The organism is Rhodococcus sovatensis (assembly GCF_037327425.1).
In the GTDB taxonomy this organism is placed as follows: Bacteria; Actinomycetota; Actinomycetes; order Mycobacteriales; family Mycobacteriaceae; genus Rhodococcoides; species Rhodococcoides sovatense.
Window position 1 is genome coordinate 5,830,564 of the sequence record NZ_CP147846.1, and the last position, 15,028, is coordinate 5,845,591.

12 protein-coding genes and 1 pseudogene are annotated in these 15,028 nt (G+C 61.5%); 5 read left to right on the plus strand and 8 right to left on the minus strand.

The features are described from left to right. Positions 1–3,195 carry a cytochrome P450 gene (locus WDS16_RS27275; RefSeq protein WP_338889289.1) on the minus strand — a complete coding sequence of 1,065 codons (3,195 nt, stop codon included), beginning with the start codon at positions 3,193–3,195 and terminating at the stop codon, positions 1–3. 214 nt (positions 3,196–3,409) lie between these two features. Between WDS16_RS27275 and WDS16_RS27280 the strand changes: the two genes are divergently transcribed. Then, positions 3,410–4,057: a TetR/AcrR family transcriptional regulator gene (locus WDS16_RS27280; protein ID WP_338889291.1), complete on the plus strand. Its 648-nt coding sequence runs from the start codon at positions 3,410–3,412 to the stop codon at positions 4,055–4,057. A 73-nt stretch (positions 4,058–4,130) separates the two neighbouring features. On the opposite strand, the pseudogene WDS16_RS28275 reads toward WDS16_RS27280, so the two are convergent. Continuing rightward, positions 4,131–4,313: pseudogene (locus WDS16_RS28275) on the minus strand (hypothetical protein); the annotation flags it as partial. Then, the gene (locus WDS16_RS27285) at positions 4,313–5,377 is read right to left on the minus strand and encodes a LysR family transcriptional regulator (protein ID WP_338889293.1); all 1,065 of its coding nucleotides are present in this window, start codon (positions 5,375–5,377) and stop codon (positions 4,313–4,315) included. The gene WDS16_RS27285 and the pseudogene WDS16_RS28275, both read right to left, overlap by 1 nt. An 87-nt stretch (positions 5,378–5,464) precedes the next feature. On the opposite strand from WDS16_RS27285, the gene WDS16_RS27290 reads away from it, so the two are divergent. The 3 genes from WDS16_RS27290 to fabG are packed head-to-tail and all read left to right on the plus strand — an operon-like array spanning position 5,465 to position 8,650. Then, positions 5,465–6,679: an acyl-CoA dehydrogenase family protein gene (locus WDS16_RS27290; protein WP_338889296.1), complete on the plus strand. Its 1,215-nt coding sequence runs from the start codon at positions 5,465–5,467 to the stop codon at positions 6,677–6,679. Beyond that, a complete protein-coding gene (locus WDS16_RS27295) occupies positions 6,676–7,890 on the plus strand; it encodes a CaiB/BaiF CoA-transferase family protein (protein ID WP_338889298.1) in 1,215 nt (404 codons plus the stop codon). The genes WDS16_RS27290 and WDS16_RS27295 overlap by 4 nt, the downstream gene beginning before the upstream one ends. Positions 7,891–7,921: 31 nt before the next feature. Next, positions 7,922–8,650: a 3-oxoacyl-ACP reductase FabG gene (fabG, locus tag WDS16_RS27300; protein ID WP_338889300.1), complete on the plus strand. Its 729-nt coding sequence runs from the start codon at positions 7,922–7,924 to the stop codon at positions 8,648–8,650. 238 nt (positions 8,651–8,888) lie between these two features. Here the strand turns inward: fabG and WDS16_RS27305 are convergent, their stop codons facing one another. Both WDS16_RS27305 and WDS16_RS27310 read right to left on the minus strand, forming a co-directional pair. Then, positions 8,889–10,184 carry an MFS transporter gene (locus WDS16_RS27305; protein ID WP_338889303.1) on the minus strand — a complete coding sequence of 432 codons (1,296 nt, stop codon included), beginning with the start codon at positions 10,182–10,184 and terminating at the stop codon, positions 8,889–8,891. Beyond that, the gene (locus WDS16_RS27310) at positions 10,181–10,705 is read right to left on the minus strand and encodes an alpha/beta hydrolase fold domain-containing protein (RefSeq protein WP_338889305.1); all 525 of its coding nucleotides are present in this window, start codon (positions 10,703–10,705) and stop codon (positions 10,181–10,183) included. Before WDS16_RS27310 ends, WDS16_RS27305 begins: the two co-directional genes overlap by 4 nt. A 243-nt stretch (positions 10,706–10,948) precedes the next feature. Here WDS16_RS27310 and WDS16_RS27315 point away from each other — a divergent pair, with 243 nt between their 5' ends. Continuing rightward, positions 10,949–11,575 carry a TetR/AcrR family transcriptional regulator gene (locus WDS16_RS27315; RefSeq protein WP_338889306.1) on the plus strand — a complete coding sequence of 209 codons (627 nt, stop codon included), beginning with the start codon at positions 10,949–10,951 and terminating at the stop codon, positions 11,573–11,575. A 148-nt stretch (positions 11,576–11,723) separates the two neighbouring features. Here the strand turns inward: WDS16_RS27315 and WDS16_RS27320 are convergent, their stop codons facing one another. From WDS16_RS27320 to WDS16_RS27330, 3 genes are read right to left on the minus strand one after another with little or no spacing between them, the layout of a single operon-like run. After that, complete coding sequence (locus WDS16_RS27320; protein ID WP_338889307.1) at positions 11,724–12,572, minus strand: IclR family transcriptional regulator; 849 nt, start codon at positions 12,570–12,572, stop codon at positions 11,724–11,726. Continuing rightward, positions 12,569–13,843: a mandelate racemase/muconate lactonizing enzyme family protein gene (locus WDS16_RS27325; protein ID WP_338889308.1), complete on the minus strand. Its 1,275-nt coding sequence runs from the start codon at positions 13,841–13,843 to the stop codon at positions 12,569–12,571. Before WDS16_RS27325 ends, WDS16_RS27320 begins: the two co-directional genes overlap by 4 nt. A gap of 20 nt (positions 13,844–13,863) precedes the next feature. Further along, positions 13,864–14,841 carry a C-terminal binding protein gene (locus tag WDS16_RS27330; RefSeq protein ID WP_338889309.1) on the minus strand — a complete coding sequence of 326 codons (978 nt, stop codon included), beginning with the start codon at positions 14,839–14,841 and terminating at the stop codon, positions 13,864–13,866. Positions 14,842–15,028 lie beyond the last annotated feature (187 nt).

Here is a 15,028-nt window from a genome sequence, read left to right on the forward strand (position 1 = left end):
CTATTGGGTCCAGACGTCCGAGACGTAGCGGCCGTCTGCGCGGAGCAGCTCGACGCGCTCGCGGGCTCGGTGCGTATCGAGTCCAGCATGGTCCGAGAAGATCTGCGTTAGAGCAAGATCCACTCCGACGCCGACCCGGGATCCATCACCGCAGACACGAATCTGGCATCCGGCATCCACCATTGCCAGAATTTCTGCACCTTCGGCAATCATCCTGTCCTGGACGAAACGCTGTCCGTCCACCGGATCCATGGCGAACGTCGGACGCATACTCACTACGCCCTCCGCCTCCGCCTTCTCCAGTTCCTCTCGGTGCAGGTAGTCGACCTCGGGATGGTCACAGCCGAAATACGCGAGCAGTGGAGCTGCGCTTCGCGCGGCAAGTCGGTCCTGGATCACGCCGCGGAAGGGCGCCAGGCCGGTTCCAGCGGACACCACGATGGCGGGCGCATCGGCTGTCAGGCGGAACCCGTCGCTGCACGGAATCACTCGCGCCGCGATGGTCTCGGAAGCCCTGAGCGATGACAGCCAATTCGACGCCGTGCCTCGATAGTTCGATCCCCGCTCCGGCGCTCGATGCGGTGCGTCGAGCGCGGACACCATGAGATCGACGACACCGGGGCTGACGGAGGGCGACGACGAGATGGAGTATCGCCTCGGGCGAAGCTCCGGCAACAGTCCGAGGAACACCTCGAGGGGCAGATCTATCGATTCGAATCGCTCCAGCAGATCGAGTGCACTCGTTCCGGTACGAACGACCTGATTATCGAACTCCTCGGCGTCCAGACCTGCGAGCGCACGCAAGGCCGCTTTCTCGGGAGGGCAGCTGCAGGCATCGGCCAGGGTGGTGATGGTAGCGAGCGATGCCGAATCCTGTAGCTCCACGGTGTCTTTCAGAATCTCTCGGAGCGAGGTGACACGGTTCCGAGGAAGGTGTGCACCACCACCGCGTCCGGTCAGTCGCACTGGGTTGTCCAACTCGACCGTGAATCTCTTCGCGACTCGCTCGACGTTTGCATCGAGATTTCGGGGAAGTATCGCTATGTGGTCAGCTGTGCGATAGGTCGTCCCCTCGGGGAGTGCGAGCCGAATGTGCTTCTTCGATCGTCCCAGGTGGTGATCCATGTCGACCAGTTCGGTGCAGTCGAGAACGGTCATGGTGTCCAGTCGGACGTGTCGCGGAGAGTGTGCCGGAGGCGTCTGGCCGAGGGCGTCCTCCAGGGCGAGCTCGGCGTCGTCCGACGGGGCAGCGGTGGCCGTGGTTCCGATGGTGTCCCACAATGCACCCACCCATCGCTCGACGGTACCGGTGAATTCTCCTGCCACGTCGGCTTGCCCGCGTGGATGCACGCGAGTGGCCCCTGCCGCTGCGAGGCGGGCGTCGACGAGAGTCGGGATATGTTGGTAGGTGGCAGCCCAATTACTGTCACCCACACCGAGAACCGCGAATCCGACACCGTCGAGGGCTCGGTCGTCGAGTCCCTGTACCCACTGGACGAACTGGGTGGCATCGTCGGTGGGGCGACCGTTGTAGGACGATGCGACGACGACCAGCAGTGTTCCCGGATCGAGTGCATCGACGATCTCGTCGAGAGGATGCAGGGTGACGTCCATGCCGAGTTCGGTTGCCGTGGTGGTCAGTTCACTGGCGATCCGCGACGAGGTGCCCAGATTCGAGCCGTGTGCAACGACGAGTGTCCGGTAGTGATCGAGTTGTGGGCGGGTAATCTGCGGTTCGATTTCTGCCACCGGTGCGGTGGCCGGGGCCGCGGCCGGCCGGTGTCGGTCGGATGCCTGCCGGCGAATCGGAACGAGGGTGAAGCCTTCCGGCTTGATGGTGAGCGTCATGCCGATCTTCAGTTGGTAGTTGGTGCGATCGTCGAGCCGGAATCGGTGGATCAACATGCCCAGCACCAGCGTTGCCTCGTGCAGTGCGAACTGTCTGCCGATACATGCACGTTCACCGTTTCCGAACGGTTTGTAGACGTGCACCGGACGCCGCGCGACCTGCTCCGGTGAGAAGCGTTCAGGATCGAACGAGTCGACGTTGTCACCCCATGCGGGCACTCGGTGCAGGGCGGGTGTCAGGATCGTCATTGCTTCATCGGTGTGCAGGGCGTACTTGCCGCCCACTACGGTGTCCTCGAGTGGTTGTACTGCGTATCCGGGCGCGGTGGGCCACAGGCGAAGCGCCTCGTTGAGAATCTGGCGTACGTACGTCAGTTTGCCGACATCGGAGTAGGTCGGGTCGATGTCGTCGCCGGTTCCCCACAGTAGATCGACTTCCTGCTGTGCCCGCGAGAGCACCGCGGGGTTCTTGGCGAGGTAGTACAGCGCGAAAGAGAGTGCCCCGCCGGTTGTTTCGTGACCTGCGATCAAGAAGGTCATGACTTGATTGCGAACGTTATCGTCGTCCAACATAGTTCCGGTCCGCGGATCGACCGAGTTCAGCATTCGACCGAGAAGATCGTCGGTTCGAGTCGGATCGTCCACCCGTCGTTGCTCGACGATGTCCTTGATCAGGTCTGTCATCAATCGGATGTCGGCGGCATACTGGGCATTCTTCCGCTTCGTGAAGCGGTTGACGATGTCCGGGAGCTCATTGGTGGCCTGGGCATGATTCAACGCACGCATCATCGACGCAATGAAGGGGTGCGGTTCCGGACGGTCGAACGAGGCGAAGTCGTAGCCGAATCCACACATTCCGATCGTGTCGAACGTCAGTCGAGTCATGTCTGTCGGAACGTCGGTCGAGTACTGCGCTATCGCGTGCCGGTCCCAGCTGGCCAGCAGGCTGCGAGCGGCCGCGACCATCGTGGAGTGATACCCGCGCATGGCGTCGAGCGAGAACGCAGGCATCAGGATGTCGTGTGCCAGCTGCCAGTTCGGTTCTTCGTTGAATGCCGTGAAAAGGCCGTCGCCGCCGAGGTCGCGCAGTCGAAGTAGGTCGGAAGGTATGCATTTGACGAATCGATCGGTGTTGGAGAGTTCGGCGACAATATCGGGATCGGACACCAAGATCATGTCGTTACCGAAGACGGACAGATTGAACACGGGTCCGAGGGTGCGGGACTCTTTCATCAGGTGCAGCATCGCGTCGGCACCGCGGGGCAGAGACAGTGCATGCCCGAAGTACGGCAGGCGACGACGTTGCGGTACTGGGACGGTGTTCGGGATCGGGCGGTGCGCTCCCATGTGGACTCCTCGTATCGGATGCGACCCTCGCGGGTGACCTTGAACATACATCGAGTTGTTCGAACGACAAGGTCGATCGACAATCTTTTAACAAATTCTCAATATTCGGTCGTCGAGACGGTATCGGCGGACCGCGAGCGGGTCGGGCACCCGTTCGGAGGGTGCTTCGGCCGGGTGCGCAGCCCGGGCATTGGAGTCCGTCTACGATCGGCCCATGGCACACGTGAGCGTCGAGGAACGGAGACCGCAGCTCGTCAGTGCTGCGATCGCTCTGATGAAACGCGAAGGAGCGCATGCGGCGAGTACCCGTGCGGTTGCCGCCGAGCTGGGTGTCGCGCAGGCCACGGTCCACTATGTCTTCGGCAGTAAAGAGGAGATGTACCGTGCCGTGATCATGAAACTCACCGACGATCTCGTGGCCTACGTGCAGGCCGTCGACGTCCCCGAGTTTCCGGATTTCGAACAATGCTTGGCGGTTCTGGTCAACCGACTGTGGCAGTCTCTGCTCGACGACCCGTACGCGCACCTGTTGCTCACCGAGCTGTCGGTCCTGGCGCTCCGCTCGCCGACGTTGAAGGCGCTCGTAGAAGATCACAGGATGGTCGTCGACCATGTCACCGGCTCGTTGATCAGGACGACAGCCGGCCGCGCCGGGGTCGAGCTACTCAACGATCCGATCCTGGTGGCGCAGTTCTTTCTCGCAGGATTCGATGGAATGACCCAGCAGCACCTTGCCGCACCGCACCCCGAGGCCGAGAGGTGGCGAGTCGAGAGCCTGATTTCCGCAACGACTGTCTTGGCAATCGGTACACCGTTGCAGCGGAGCGTTCCGTCCGTCCGAGAGGCCGATCCGCTGACGTAGGAGGCTTTGCCTGCGGCGCCTACGGAGGTCGGTGATGATTTGCGGGGATCGAACTGCGCCAGCGGTTACGCTACGGCGAAAGCTGATCCGACAAAGCTGCGGTCAGTGCAGTTGCTTCTGCTGTGCGGAGCAGGGTCACCGCTCGGGCGTGCGACAAGACGCCGGTTCCAGTGTCATCGACCGACAGGGTGGGGCACGACGACGTGGACTTGCCCACCAGACACGGTTCCGCCGACCGATCACCGTGAATGCCCATTAGGGTCCCTCGGGAATTGTCGTCGGCATTTGGGACGCCTTGAACCGTGGAGATTGGTCCTGGTATCCCATATCCCGGCTGGTAGCTGTTCCGATCGGCAACACCGGAACCTGCATTTCGGTCCGAATCGGGTCTTGCCCGGCGGGTTCGACGTGATGTCCAGAGACCGTGCCGTAGCGCTCCCGAAGGCCGACGACCTGGCGAAGCACCGCCCGCAGCGCAGGGTTTGTGCTGTCCTTCCGCCACGCGGCGAGCATGTTCACGCCGGGAGCGGAATCGCGGAGCTGTATGAACATCAGGTGCGGATCGGTGACATTGTCCGCTACTGAAGCAAGAGTCAGGTGGCACCCCACTTCTGCGGATACCAGAGCGAGGGCGGTCTGGGTGTCGGGTGCGATCTGAACGACGTCGGGGACGAAACCGTGCGCGTCGGCCAATCGGCGTAGTCGATCGGGGAGTACTGATCCTTCGTGCAATGGCAACGACACGAAGTGTTCCTGTGCCAGCTGTTCGATTCCGATGTGTCGTGCATCGGCCAGAGGATGCGTGTCGGCGAACGCGACAACGAGGTGGTCGGGCATCACGACCTGGGACTCGACGGTGGACGGAATGACGTCCCATCTACCGAGCGCAATGTCGGTGTCCCCGCTCAGAAGTCTCTTCATGGCTGGCTGGGCGAAGTTCTGGCTCGAGAGTTCGAGTTCGATACCCGGGTGCTGTGACCGAACGAGCCGAGCCAGTCTCGCGACCATGCGGTGTGTCGACACACCCGCGAACGCGATCCGCACGAGTCCGGTCTCGCCACCGTCGGCCGATACGACCGCGTTCTCAGCAGTGCGCATCGCTTCGAGCACCGCCCGGGCGGGATCTATCAAGGCCTTACCGCTGGCAGTCAATTTCACCGAACGGGTGTTGCGGTCGAACAGGGTGGCACCGAGATGCTTCTCGAGCTGCTTGATGGTGCGACTCAACGGCGGCTGCGCGACGTGCAGACGCGCAGCCGCACGTCCGAAGTGGAGCTCTTCGGCCACGGCGAGGAACGCGCGAAGCTGTTCGACGTCCACTCGAGCTCCTTTGTTGCCGAAATTGGTAAAACAGAAGTACCAATTAAGTATTGGACTGATGGTAATGCGGTAACCGATAGTTGTCCCATGGATACGCTGAACCCCGATGTACCGGATGACGTCTTCGCGGACATGCTGAAGCAGATCTCCCACTTCGTGCGGTCGCGTGTCGTGCCGCGTGAACTCGAGATCATGAACACCGATTCGATTCCCGACGATCTGCGGAAACAGTCCGCCGAAATGGGACTGTTCGGCTACGCCATTCCGCAGGAGTGGGGCGGGCTCGGTCTCAATCTGATTCAGGACGTCGAGTTCGCGATGGAACTGGGCTATACCTCGTTGTCGCTGCGATCGATGTTCGGCACCAACAACGGGATCGCCGGGCAGGTGCTCGTGGGCTTCGGTACCGAGGAGCAGAAGGCGAAATGGTTGCCGGGCATGGCAGCCGGCGACATCGTCGCCTCCTTCGCATTGACCGAGGACGGGGCCGGATCCAATCCGGCAGGCCTGAAGACCACTGCGAAGGTGGACGGCACCGGGTGGGTCATCAACGGGAGTAAGCGATACATCACCAATGCTCCGATCGCGAACATGTTCGTCGTTTTCGCCAAGCTGGATCCGAAACCGGAGAGCGGCAACGGTATCGCGGTATTCCTGGTTCCCGCCGACACCGCGGGAATCGAGGTGGGCGTCAAGGATGCGAAGATGGGCCAGCAGGGCTCCGGAACCGCTGATGTGACGTTCACCGACGTGCGGATCGAGGCCGATGCGTTGGTCGGTGGCAACGGCGATGCAGGAGTGGAGCCTGCGGAACGACCCATGATCGATATCGGGTACAAGGCGGCGATGACGTCGTTGGCGCGCGGACGGGTACATATTGCCGCCATTGCCGTCGGTCAGGCGCAGCGCGCGCTGGACGAATCCGTGTCTTACGCCGCGGCGTCCACTCAAGGAGGAGAACCGATCGGCAACTTCCAATTGGTGCAGGCCATGATCGCCGATCAGCAGGTCGGTGTCATGGCGGGGCGAGCGATGGTTCGTGAGGCCGCGCGGGCGTGGGTGCAGGAAACCGATCGGCGTATCGCCCCGTCTGCGGTGAAGCTGTTCTGCACCGAAATGGTGGGTAAAGTCGCCGATCTGGCCGTCCAGATCCACGGCGGTGCCGGATACATGCGAGAGGTCCCCGTCGAGCGCATTTACCGTGATGTGCGGCTTCTTCGGCTGTACGAGGGCACCAGCGAGATCCAACGGTTGATCGTCGGCGGCGGCCTGATCCGCGCCGAACAGAAACGCAACTCGTGAACGCACCACTCGAAGGCTTCACCGTTGTCGCGATAGAGCAGGCCGTCGCAGCGCCGCTCGCCACCCGAAATCTCGCCGATCTGGGTGCTCGTGTCATCAAGGTCGAACGCACCGACGGTGGGGACCTGGCGCGGGGTTACGACCACGCGGTCCACGGCACCGGAGCGCACTTCGTGTGGCTCAACCGGGGCAAGGAATCACTTGCGGTAGATCTCAAGTCGGTGCAGGGACGCCAGATCGTTCGGGGACTCATCGACCGAGCCGACGTGTTCGTGCAGAACCTTGCCCCTGGTGCGGCAGAGCGTCTCGGCTTCGGTGCCGGCGAATTGCGGACTGCGAACCCGCAACTGGTAGTGGTGAACATGTCCGGGTTCGGCAGAGGTGGTCCTATGCAGGACCGGAAGTCCTACGACATGCTGATCCAGGCCGAATCGGGCTTGATTTCCATCACCGGAACTCCGGACGAGCCAGCCAAGACCGGAATACCCACCGCCGACATCGCCACCGGAATGTATTGTGCACAATCGGTTCTCGCGGCGTTGCTGCGGCGCGGACGAACCGGCGAGGGCGCGACCATCGATGTCTCCATGTTCGATTCGACCGTGGAGTGGATGGGCCACGCAATGTACACGCAGATGTACACCGGTGCGCAGCCTCAGCGCATGGGAGTCAGCCACAGTTCGATTGCGCCGTATGACGCTTATCCGACGCTCGATGGTCAAATCCTGATCGGTGTGCAGAACGACCGTGGCTGGCGAACGCTCGTCTCGGACGTACTGGGCGTCCCTGAGTTGGCGGACGACCTACGTTTTGCGACAAATGTTCTGCGCGTGCAGAACCGCTCGGAGTGCGACGCGGTCGTCGCCGCCCGCACATCGCTTTTCACGACCGTGGACCTGGACACGAAACTGGCGTCGGCCGGTATTCCTGCGGCACAGGTGAAGCAGATGGATCAGGTCGTTGCTCATCCTCAACTCGTCGAACGTGATCGGTGGCGCACGGTTGGTACCGAACACGCCACAGCGCAGGCGCTACTACCGCCGGCCACGTTCGCCGATCACGAAGCGCCGATGGGTGATGTTCCCGCGCTAGGCCAGCACACCCGCGCGTTGCTCATGGAATCCGGTAAAGACTCCGACGAAGCGGACCGCATGCTGAGCCAGGGAATTGCCGTGCAGAACTCAGCTTTCGATGCCGACTTCGCCCGATGAGAGTCGGCACCAACAGAGAACAGGACATCTCATGATTTCAGGACGTACAGCCGTCATCACCGGTGGCGCGCAGGGCATCGGTCTGGCCATCGCCACGATGTTCGCGGAGAACGGCGCAAATATCGTCATCGGTGATCTCGACGAATCGAAGGCGAAGGAAGCTGCAGATGCCCTGCCCTCCGCCGCAGTCGGCGTTCGCTGCAATGTCACCTCGGCCGACGATGTACAGGCCCTGGTAGACGCCGCCGTAGCGTCGTTCGGGTCGATCGACATCATGGTCAACAATGCGGGGATCACCCGTGACGCGACGATGCGGAAAATGACAGAGGAGCAGTTCGATCAGGTGATCGACGTGCACCTGAAGGGGTGCTGGAACGGCACGAGAATTGCTGCAGGCGTCATGCGCGAGAACGGTGGGGGATCGATCATCAACCTCTCGTCGATCTCGGCAAAGGTCGGTTTCATAGGGCAAAGCAACTACTCCGCGGCCAAGGCCGGGATTGTGGGACTGTCCAAGGCCGCGGCCAAAGAGGTTGCGCACCTCGGTGTTCGGGTCAACGTCATTCAGCCGGGACTGATCAAGACGGCGATGACCGAGGCCATGCCGCAGAAGGCGTGGGATCAGAAGATGTCGGAAATACCGATGCAGCGTGCGGGGGACCCGCGTGAGGTTGCCTCGGTGGCGTTGTTCTACGCGTCCGATCTGTCGTCGTACATGACCGGCACCGTCTCCGAGGTCACCGGCGGACGCTACATGTGACTGCGCAGCAGTACTCGGATGCCATGGTCGCTCATTGCGCCACCTCGACGGGCATCCATCTTGGCCCAATGCTGGATTCCAAGAGAGATTGGAGCAGCAGAATGGCTCAGGCAGTCATCGCCGCCTCGAAGCCGCGAGGTGAATGAACTTTCGGCGATGAACTCCGCCTCCACGAGTGGGCCGCCACCGTACATCGATTCGAAGATCCCGGCACAGCGATGCTCGCCGAATACCGTGGTCACCGCACCGAGCGAATGCGCAGGACCGCGAGCCCTCCGATGAAGGTGAGAATTCCGGACGTGGCGAACAATTCGACGAAACTTCCGTCGAACAAGTCGACCAGGCCGGCACCTAGCAGTGGGCAGATGGCGGGCGGGACGATCAGCGCGACGTTCATGACGCCGAGTTCCTTGCCGCTGTTTTCGGCGTCGGGAAGCACGTCCGCACCGAGCGCTTGATCGATTCCCATGTAGCAGCCGTAACCGGCTCCAATAATTGCCAGCGCCACGACTGTGGACCACAGGCTGTCGGACACCATCAGAAGTACGGCCGCGACGGATTGCAGAGCTGCGGAGCCGACGATGAACGGCTTGCGGCGACCGACGCGGTCGGACAACCAGCCGCAGACCATGGACACGGCGAGAACACTGGCGATGTATGCGACGGTGAGGAGGAGAAGGGCCGAGCCGGGGTCGGCGATCTTCAAGTCGTATTGCAGGAAGTAGATGAGCAGGCACGTACACAGTGAGTTTCCGAAGTTGACGGTGATCCGGCCGATCAGGGCCCACCGAAAGTCATGAAGTCGGAGCAACGCGAGCGGTGACAATGAGAGGTGAGCGGCGGTGGTGGATCGGGATACCGCCGCGGGTTCGGTTCCCGCCGAGAGAAAGAACGGGGCCGCGCACGCGCACAAGAACGCGGCGAGCAGGATATACGCCGAGTCCGCTGTCAATGCCAGAACGGCCACCGAGCCGAGGCCCACAATCAGGCCGAATGCCTGTGCCATGGACATCGCACCTGCCACGGTTCCGCGTTGCTCGTGTGGTACTCGGTCTTTGATCAGGGCGGTCAAGGCCGATGCGACGGCACAGAACCCGAACATCGCGGCGCACCACCACACCGCGATTCCTGTGGTTGATGTCTGGAATCCGAGACCGACCAACGCGCACGCGAACACCAGGGTCCCGATTGCGATCCACGGCCGACGTCGACCGAACCGGCCGGATGTCCGGTCGCTGAGGGCACCTGCCAAGGGAAGCCCGATGGCCATGCACACCGCGGCGAGGCCGGAGACAACACCGAAGTCGACCACACTGGCTTGCCAGCCGGTGCCGTCCGCCGACACCGGTTCACCGAGTGCTGCGGTCAGCTGAACCGGCAGAAGGTATTGAAACGGTGCCAGCTGTGCCATCCACACACCGGTCCACGCCAGCCCGAACAGAACCGACCACCGCGCGCTGACTCGACTCTGTCCCCCGGTCGCTGCCGTTCTGAACTGCTCACTCGTCGAGTGCCGCGCCGTCGGGTCGCTCATCGCCGCCCAACCGCGGGCCGTCGAACTGTCGAATCACGAAGGGTACCAACCGCTTCGATCAGTAGCCTCTGGGCTTCGCCTGCACTGGCACTTGCCTCCGCCAGCTCTAGCCAGCCGTGCACCAGGTGTGGGAACGGAAGGTAAGTCACCTTGATGTCGGCATCGACGAGGCGAGCTACATAGTGTGTTCCGTCAGTGCGCAAGGGATCGCATCCTGCGGTGGTCACCAGCGTGGGAGGAGCTGGAGTGGTGTCGGGAGTGTCGCGACGAGAGGACAATGCGCCGAGAAGGGACTCGAGAGAGTCGACGACTTGGTGGGCCGTCATGAACCCTTTGGCTGCTCCCACCGCAGCGAGCTCTCGGGCGTCGGACGCCGACGTTCCGAGGTTGGAGCCGTGGAACATAAACAAGGCGCTGAAGGTAGCCGACGGTGACGCCGCCTCCGTGTTTCGGCTGGGTGCCGCTTGCTTGGTTGCCGGTACCTGACGATCGGCACGTTTCCTGACACGTCTTGTTGCCACCGGGTACGCCGAGAGCGTGTCCGACGTAGGGGAGTGCGGTCCGTTCCGGGATCGGCCGTGAGGGAGTGTGGCGGACGCGATCGGGTGTGTGCAAGCGATTCATGGAAACTCCCTGCCGAGGTTGCTGTCGTTCGTGACGAACCTAACACCTATCCGTTCACATGACTATGTCAGTCGAACAAGTCTTAGGGTTTCCTCAGCACGCGATGAGGTTTGCCGCCCAGGGCCACCTAGAATGGGCGAATGGCACACGTACCCGCCGCTGAGCGACGCGAGCAGCTCGTACGGGCAGCAATCGAACTTTTGATGCGTAGTGGCCCAGCGGCGGGAAGCACGCGCGCGATCGCGAAGGAATTGGGGGTTCCCCAGGCAACGCTGCACTATGTGTTCGGGTCCAAGGAAGAGCTGTATCGGGCAGTCATCGTGCAATTGACCGACGAATTCCTTGGCTACGTTCGAGCAGTGGAGGTGCCTGCGGGCACCGACTTCGAGGACAGCATCGCAACATTGACAGCACGGCTGTGGCAGACGGTGCTCGATCAGCCGCGCAAGCATCAGCTGCTCGGTGAACTCGAAATGGTGGCCCTACGCTCGCCCCAAATGCGAGAGATCACGGCTGATCATCGACTGGAGATCGACCGAATCACGTCCGCGTTGATCGACGACACTGCCACGCATTTCGGAATTGTGCCGAAGGTCGACACGATCCGAATTGCCCGCTTTTACTTCGCGGCGCTCGATGGTCTGATCAATCAACATCTGACTGCGCCGAGTCCTGACGTGGAAGAATGGTGTTTGGCCAGAATTGTCGACAACGTCCGCCTGATGGTGGTTTCAGGTGCAGACACCACCGGGCGTCCGCTTGCTTGATACCACCCATGGGGCACTGTCCACTTTGGTCATCGACCACAGCACATCACCTCAGGCGGTGGATCGAGGCTGAATGATCGGCTACGCGAATTTTCGCGGCAGGCAGGTGGACGGAAACTGCCGAAGCGGTGCGAAATCAACCGACGGTCTACCCAGCACGCGGCCCGAGCACACGGCGGACGTCCTGCTTTGAAAATCGCGGGTTCATCGACAGTAGCGATCGCGACAAAGCGTCCGCCTCGCGCAGCAGCCATTCCACGATGTGTGTTTGGCGCTGTCCCGACATTCGAGGCTCGATGGACGACACGCTGAGCGCGGCCACGACGTCTCGGTTGGCTCCGAAGATGGGAACCGCGATGCCTACCGTGTCGGGAATGATGAGACCAGGGAAGCGTACGTACCCCGTATTTCTGGCGTCGACGATGAGGCCTTGCAGGGTAGCGGCGTCAGGCACCCGGTCGGTGGTGTTCGCACCACGGGTGAGGAGACCGAATTCATCATCATCGTCGTCCGACCAGGCCAGCAGCGCCAAGCTCCCCGCGCACGAACCGAGTGGTCTGCGGTCTCCGACCGCGGGATCCATGATGCGGACGGGGAAGGTGCCAATGGCTTGATCTATGCACAGAGCACGGTTCCCCACGCGAACCGACAGAAAGACGGTGTCACCGGTGAGCTCCGCAACTTTCGTCAGGTGAGGTTGCGCCAGGTCAACCAACCCGTGACGGTCCGAGGCCGTCATCCCGAAGCCGATGAACGGCACCCCAAGGTACAGGATGCCGCCCTCGTCTTCCTGTTCGAGCCAGCCAACATTCAGAAGCGTGTTCACTATGCGGTGCGCGGTTGTCTTGGACAGATTCGTAGCGGCCACGATGTCGACAAGTCGCGCTCCAGATGCGCCCGCGTCGGAGATTGCTTGAATGACTGTCGCTGCCCGTTCGACGCTGCGAATTCCGCCGCCGATGTCCTCGATGCCGTCCGATGCTCCGTCTACGCTCACTCCCGCATCATAGCGATCCACCGCTTCGTCGCTGCGACTGTTGGTGGGCATCTGTATTTTTCGATACCGAGATAGTTCGTGCGCAGAACTGGGGGACGGCGCCGGATCTCCTCTTCGATCGGTTCGATTCCCCACCCGGGTCCTGACGGGACTGTCATACGACCATTTTCGACCGTGGGAGTGCCGGTGAACAGATCGTCGTCGTAGGTGAGTCGGTCGACGTCGTGTTCCATGATCCGCAGGTTCGGTACTGCTGCGGCGAAGTGGGCGCTCATGGCTGTGGCCAGGTGGCTGTAAAAATTGTGCGGTGCGACGTTGACGTCGAAGGCTTCGGCGGTGTTGGCAATTTTCATCGATTGCCAAACTCCGTTCCACACCACGTCGACGATTCCGACGTCGATGGATTGTTTGGTCAGGTACGGAAGGAATTGACGGACGCCGAACAATGTCTCGCACGATGCAATCGGCATAGTGGCGTGCTGGCGGATCAGAGCCAGCGCATCCGGGTTGTACAGATCCAACTCCACCCAGAGCAGATCGAACTCTTCGAGGGCGCGTATCAGCCTGAGGTAGCCTTCGGTACGGGCGTTGAAGTTCAGGTCGATCAGTATCTCGATGTCGTCGCCGACTCCGCTCCGTAATGCATCCACATGTTTGACGACGTCACGAATCAGGGTTCGGTCGACGTTCAGTCCAGGCTCGTAAGGATTGCCGAATCCAGATCCCCATGATTTGGGGCCGTTCGGCCCGTACTGGAACATATTGGTCTTCACAGCCGTAAAACCGCGATCCCTCGCCTCCTGCCCGGTTGCGGTGACGCCGGCGAGATCGGAAACTTTCGAGCCGTAGTGGTTCGGGTGGCTGATCCGCCAGCTCGCGCAGTGCGACCAATAGACCTGAATGCTGTCCCGGTGCTTCCCGCCGAGCAGGTCGTAAACCGGGACACCCAGTATGCGTGCTTTGGCGTCGAGCATTGCGTTCTCGAGGGCACCGAAAACTTCTGCGGTCATACCGTACGGCGCCGGGCGAGCAGTAGCGGCCACGCGTGTGTAGACCTGCTCGTGGTTCATCACATCACCACCGATGAACATGGGCGCATATCGCTGGATCACTTCTGTCATTCCGCGAGGACCGAAATCTTCGTCGTACTCTGACCATCCCACCGTGCCGTCGGTAGTTGTGATCTTGAGAAAGTGGTAGTTCCGCCAACCGGCGTTGCATGACAGTGTCTCGATCGTTGCGATTTCACTGCCGTGTGATGAGCTGGGCACGTCGTCCTTCTTTCCAATTTCTAGTTTGAATTCGGTGTATTCACTGGGTATTTCGGTGTTCGGTCTTGCAGCACACGTACCACGTCGGAGACGGTGGTAGCGGTAGCATCGAGTAACGACTGGGCTGACAGATAGGCGATGTGGGGGGTCAGTACGGTGTTCGGTGCCGCCAAAAGTGGGTCGTCCGTCGGCAGTGGCTCGTGAGCGAACACATCGAGCGCGGCTCCGGCCAGGTGGCCTGCGTTCAAGGCAGCGATCAGTGCGGCTTCATCGATCAAACCTCCGCGTGAGACGTTGACCAAAACGGCACCCTTTTTGAATCGGGCCAAAGCGGAGGTGTCGATGATCTCCTTGGTGTGTTGATCGAGACCGATGTGCAAGGACACGATGTCCGAGGTGGACAGCAGTTCGTCGAGACTCAACGGTGTTGCTCCCGCGGCCGCCGCTGCGTCTTCGCGGCCAGGGCGCACGTGAGTAGCGATGCGAAAGCCGACGGTACTCGCGAGCCGAGCGAGTTCCTGCCCGCTTCGCCCGAAACCGATAATTCCCAACTGCATTGCGTGGGGGCGCTGCAATATCGAGGCGTATCGAGGGTGGGTCCACTGCCCGCGCCTCACCCGGTCGTCGAACTCACCGATGCGCCGGAGCAGATGCATAATCATCGCCAAGGTATGAACGGCAACGTCCTGGTAGTTGGTGTCGGGAGCGTTTGTGACCTGTATTCCCAACTCTGTGGCGGCGGCGATGTCGACCGTGTCCACACCGACGCCACCTCGTGCTACCACTCGCAGATTGGGGAGTGAACGCATCACGTGCTCGGTGATCGGTTCGGCCCCCATTGGTATGAGACCGACTGCGTCGGAACATATTCGAATGAGATCAGCTTCCGTGTGCGCGGCCACTTGTTCCAGGTGCGCGTTCGCATCGTTCAACAGTGCCTCGATGCCGGGAGCGAGTGAGTCGGGTATCGGATTCCCCAGCTGATAAACGCGGTGCATGTAAAGCTCCTGCCGTGGGAAAGATGCGCTGTCAGTAAGTGAAGGTGACTCGAGGTCCTGCGCCGAACCGTGTCCGACATGGCGTTACGGCACGTCCGTCTATGCCTTGGTGCGAGGACTCGGCGTCGGAGCCTCTATTACCTGGTCGGCGTTTCGGGTGCTGCGCGCCAGTTGGAGTTTGACCAGT

Coding starts and splice junctions, on each gene's coding strand:
- WDS16_RS27275 (WP_338889289.1), bottom strand. CDS start 3,195: ATGGGAGCGCACCGCCCGATCCCGAACACCGTCCCAGTACCGCAACGT.
- WDS16_RS27330 (WP_338889309.1), bottom strand. CDS start 14,841: ATGCACCGCGTTTATCAGCTGGGGAATCCGATACCCGACTCACTCGCT.
- WDS16_RS27305 (WP_338889303.1), bottom strand. CDS start 10,184: ATGAGCGACCCGACGGCGCGGCACTCGACGAGTGAGCAGTTCAGAACG.
- fabG (WP_338889300.1), top strand. CDS start 7,922: ATGATTTCAGGACGTACAGCCGTCATCACCGGTGGCGCGCAGGGCATC.
- WDS16_RS27290 (WP_338889296.1), top strand. CDS start 5,465: ATGGATACGCTGAACCCCGATGTACCGGATGACGTCTTCGCGGACATG.
- WDS16_RS27315 (WP_338889306.1), top strand. CDS start 10,949: ATGGCACACGTACCCGCCGCTGAGCGACGCGAGCAGCTCGTACGGGCA.
- WDS16_RS27280 (WP_338889291.1), top strand. CDS start 3,410: ATGGCACACGTGAGCGTCGAGGAACGGAGACCGCAGCTCGTCAGTGCT.